This is a genomic window from Salinivibrio sp. MA427 (assembly GCF_001996115.1).
GTDB lineage: Bacteria > Pseudomonadota > Gammaproteobacteria > Enterobacterales > Vibrionaceae > Salinivibrio > Salinivibrio costicola.
The window spans coordinates 1-4649 of the sequence record NZ_MUFH01000215.1 but is presented as its reverse complement, the minus strand read 5'-3'; the positions used below and the strand labels follow the sequence as shown (position 1 = coordinate 4649).

Sequence of the window (4649 nt, the reverse complement as noted above, 5' to 3'; positions counted from 1 at the left end):
GGCTCACCCAGGCCATTGCATCCGATCTTGCTGATATCCGTTTACAATTTGGTCAAGACGCCATTGTGCCGGCTGAGCAAGACGCACTGACATTTAGTTACCCTGTCACTGAACACCCAACCAAGATAAGCTCCCACAACTTTGATAAAAATCCGCACGTAAGCGGTATATTGAAAGGAATAAAGGGCCAATATTTGATTCACGTAAGCGGTATATTGAAAGTGCGTAAATTTACCAGCTATGAAGTCACGGCTTCGCACGAGTAACTGACACTTGGGATTTCCCTAAAACCGTGCAAGGCTACCCACAGACTTGCACGGCGTCTGCTTTTATCGGTGTGCTTTATCAGTCAGCACCGCCATCGTAAGACGGCTCACGCATATATCGCGGCCGCGTTCATCTTGGAGGGTAATACTCCAAACTTGCGTGGTTGCCCCAAGATGAATCGGGCGTGCGACCCCGGTCACTGTGCCTTGTCGCATCGCGCGTAAATGATTGGCGTTAATATCGAGGCCGACGCAGTATTTCCCTTCAGGCACACACATATTAGCGGCGAGTGATCCCAAAGTTTCAGCCAACACCACCGACGCACCGCCGTGCAACATGCCCAGCGGTTGATGCGTATGCGCGGCAACCGGCATGGTGCCTGTTAAGCTGTTGTCATCAAACGCCGTATAAATAATCCCTAAATGCTCAACCAAGGTATTCGCCGATGAGGCATTTAGCCCCGCGAGCGACATGTCTTTTTTCCAAATGCTCACCATGTCTCACCTATTATTCATTCAATAACCGCTAACAGTTGCCCTGATGATCAACGTCGACTAGCGCAACACGAAGAAAGCAGCACCATGAACAACTCCCACTAAACGCTGCGCGTTTTGAAGGAGTTTCAAAAAGAAAGCCTAAGCCGCCTTTTTAGGCTGGTTCCCAGCCTGAATACCTAACGCCCAGTTTAAATTAACTTGCGCACTGGCTACATCACGGGGCTTCTCACAGCCACATTCGCATGAGTGCCACCGTTCAGCTAAGGTCTTTTTCTTCTTAGCTCCGCAGTCTGGACAGGTTTGACTTGGCTTAACTTGCTTTGTTGGTACTTCAACAAATTCGCTACCAGCTTCTGCCGCTTTGTATTGCAGCAAATTAAGAGTCATGGCTGGCGCTGTGTTCAGGATTTCCCGATTTAGTCCAGCTTTTTGTTTTACCATTTTCCCGTTTTTCTCGGCTGTGCCTTTGGCACTGCGAGTCATGTTCTTAACGGTAAGTTTTTCAGTGGCGATCAATGCCGCCACTTCAACTAATTTTGCAGTTTCTTTGTGAGTAAAATCGAGCCTTTGACGGGCGATTTTTTGGTGCAGTTTGGCAATTTGATGCTTTAGTTTGCGGTGGGCGCGAGTTCCTTTTTTAGCCAAAGCCAAATCACGTTGCAAAGACGCTAGTTGCTCTTTGCTATTCCTGAGATAGCGCGCATTCTCGACTTGCTCAAAATGACCATCTTGATCGATAGTCGAAAAATAGTGAGAAACACCCCAATCTAAACCAATGGCTTTAGTGCCACATTGTCTTTCAATGGAATCGTATTCCATAGAAACCGAGATAAACCACTCATCATTCTTGCGAATGATCTCGGCAGTTTTTGGCTTACCGCCAGCGTTTCTGGCTTTGCCTCGGATCTTAACGATGCCGACATTAGCCAGATAAACTGCGCCATGTTTTTTCTCTTTTAGGTGAAGTTTCCAACCGTCACCATGTGCCTTATAGCCCCAACCTTTAAAGCGCTGGAACGGTTTAAAACGTGGGAACCCAGCTTTCTTATCACCTTTCTTCAATCGACGAAAAAATCCGTCAAAAGCCAGTGCAACACGCTTTAAAGTGACCTGCTCGCTCTGAGCGTTGGCATTGAAAATGCCATGCGCTTTGCGATTGTTGCGCCACAGTGTGTTGATTTTGCATTGCTCTGAAAAGTTAAGTCCGTAATTAGAATCACGGTATGTTTCGATGCGATCACGTAAAGCCCAGTTGTACAACTGGTGATGATGTACAAACAAATCCATCAGCGATTCTTCTTGAGAAGCAGATGGTTTTAATTTGAATGTGACTTTACGGATTGCTTTTTTCATACAACCGATTATATTTAGTTGTTATGAAAAAACAAGTCTTGAACACTCTATATCACAGCGTATATAACATTCACTACCATTTAGTTCTTGTAACTAAATGCCGTCGTCGCTGTATTACGCCAGAGGTTACCGCGTACTTAGAGCTTCAGTATAGAAGGTTGTTGGAAACTTGGGATTGTGAGCTTTTGGAGTGCAACGGTGAACCAGACCACCTACACCTTTTAATTTCTGCGAACCCCAAAATACAACCAAGTAAAATGGTGAACAGTTTAAAAACTGCCACATCAAGACTTGTGAGAAAGGAGTTTTCTGAACACTTGGGTAAGTTTTACTGGAAGCCAGTTTTTTACAGCAGAAGTTATTGTCTGGTTAGTTGCGGAGGTGCGCCATTAGAAATCGTTAAACAATATTTGGAACAGCAGGAAGGGTTTGATTAAAGCCACTACTTCGTGGTGGTGCGCCTTTCACCACCACCTAAATTAACTCGCTTTGGCTCATTAGATTTAGATGGAGCACTAGGCGCTATTGGGTAGACGCCGGGGCGATAAGACAGTACATCACCTATACTAACTGAGCGCCGTTCACGGCATGCTTCGGTCACGCCCATGTTAGGTAAAACGATACAGGAAACAATCATGCGACGCACGGCCCACACAGTCATTCTGTCTATCTGCTTCATTCTCACACTTACAGCCTGCTCAAATTCACCCACAGGCCGGAATCAGCTTTTGCTCTTTTCTGGCAATCAAATGGCTGACCTAGGCCAGCGTTCATTTGAGGAAATGAAGCAATCCCAGCCAATCAGTCAGGACAAAGCCGTGAATACGTACGTACAGTGCGTGACTCAAGCGATTTTAAAAGTGGTTCCGCCTCAATCAAATTTTTCCGAATGGGAAGTGGTGGTGTTCGACAGTGAGCAAGTGAATGCGTTTGCTTTACCAGGCGGAAAAGTAGGCGTCTATACCGGCCTACTCAATGTCGCAGAGACGCCCGATCAATTAGCAGCGGTTATTGGTCATGAAATTGGTCATGTGTTAGCCGATCATAGTAATGAACGTCTTTCTCGCTCTCAACTTGCCGCACTGGGCCTAACAGTTACCGGTATGTCTCTATCAGATAGCCCTCATGCCGCCATGGCAATGGCCGGTTTAGGACTTGGCGTGCAAGTCGGTATTTTGCTGCCCTATAACCGCGCGCAAGAATCAGAATCGGATAAAATTGGCCTACAGCTGATGCATCAAGCCGGTTTCAATCCGAGTGCCAGTGTCGACCTATGGCGCAATATGGCCAAAGCGTCTGATGGCGCGCCACCCGAACTGCTCTCGACGCATCCGTCTCCCAACACTCGCATAAAAGCACTCGAGTCAGGTGTGTCTCGCTTGCCTAACGTCCCTCACCGTATGACAGCCCAGTGCCAACGCCCGCGTACAAACTAATCATATGCAAACATTGTATTAACAAAGTGAATTCACTCACAAAGGCACTATCTATCGTGACTGATAATCGATGAAGCACAGTAACCCCTACCCTTGTCACACAAATCATTAACCTTTGTGTTACGCTTAGCCTAGGTTTTAGTGGGTAGTGATTCTGTGTGATTAAGCAGTCTTTCATCTTTTTGATTTGCATGCTATGGGCGCCGTTTACGTTAGCAACGTCACAACCCCATGCAGATTTATTTGATCAGATGTTTGAAAAACATGCACTGGTCATGATGCTAATCGATCCTGATAAAGGCGATATTCTTGCTGCTAACACAGCTGCCAGCGAATTTTATGGGTATTCGCGTGATACGCTGGCGCAAATGAACATCAAAGAGATTAACGATTTATCCCCTCAATCGGTTGCAGAAGAACGAAAGCTGGCAGCATTAGAAAAACGTCGTTATTTTGTGTTCCGTCACCAGTTAGCCGATGGCTCAACCCGTACCGTTAAAGTCTCATCGGTTCCGGTTTCTTATCGCGGCAGTCCAGTGCTTTTTTCTATCGTCACCGACATCAGTGAATTTCGCGCCACACAAGAATCCTTGTGGCATTACCAAAATCGTCTAGAGCACATGGTTGATGAACAAACTCAACAGCTTGAAAAACGCACAGACCACCAACTGATTGCGATTTCACTGGTTATTATCTTTCTCGGTGTGGTGTTGACCACAATGTGGCTGGTGTTACGCAAAAAACGCCGCACCGAATATGAGTTACAACTTGAACGTGGTCGTCTCGATGAAATTATCCGTGGTACACATGTAGGCACGTGGGAGTGGCACGTCCCGAGTGGTCAGCTGGTAGTGAATGATCGCTGGGCCGAAATCATCGGATACAGCCAAAAAGCGCTTTCTCCGATCACGATAGAAACATGGAAGTCACTCTGTCACAGCGAAGACTATGTCCATGCTCAAGAGAAAATACATTCAGCCTTTGGTGACTTAACGCCAAACTATGAATGTGAGTTCAGAATGCTGCATAAAGAGGGTTTCTGGGTCTGGATATGTGAGTTCAGAATGCTGCATAAAGAGGGTTTCTGGGTCTGGAT

At 46.4% G+C, this 4649-nt stretch carries 5 protein-coding genes; 3 read left to right on the top strand and 2 right to left on the bottom strand.

Going from position 1 to position 4649, the window contains the following annotated elements; genetic code table 11:
* The coding region (locus BZG79_RS12010; protein WP_199877782.1) for a DUF2797 domain-containing protein at positions 1–266 on the top strand (266 nt) is incomplete at its 5' end.
* 63 nt (positions 267–329) lie between these two features.
* On the opposite strand, the gene BZG79_RS12005 is transcribed toward BZG79_RS12010, so the two are convergent.
* The gene (locus tag BZG79_RS12005) at positions 330–761 is read right to left on the bottom strand and encodes a hotdog fold thioesterase (protein WP_025744795.1); all 432 of its coding nucleotides are present in this window, start codon (positions 759–761) and stop codon (positions 330–332) included.
* Positions 762–902: 141 nt separating this feature from the next.
* On the bottom strand, positions 903–2117 hold the full coding sequence (locus BZG79_RS12000) for an RNA-guided endonuclease TnpB family protein (protein WP_077661311.1): 1215 nt from the start codon (positions 2115–2117) through the stop codon (positions 903–905).
* A 635-nt stretch (positions 2118–2752) separates the two neighbouring features.
* Here BZG79_RS12000 and BZG79_RS11985 point away from each other — a divergent pair.
* Both BZG79_RS11985 and BZG79_RS11980 read left to right on the top strand, forming a co-directional pair.
* A complete protein-coding gene (locus BZG79_RS11985; RefSeq protein WP_077670027.1) occupies positions 2753–3553 on the top strand; it encodes a M48 family metallopeptidase in 801 nt (266 codons plus the stop codon).
* 158 nt (positions 3554–3711) lie between these two features.
* Positions 3712–4649, top strand: a 938-nt coding sequence (locus BZG79_RS11980) for a PAS domain S-box protein (RefSeq protein ID WP_199877781.1), incomplete at its 3' end; no start/stop codon positions are given.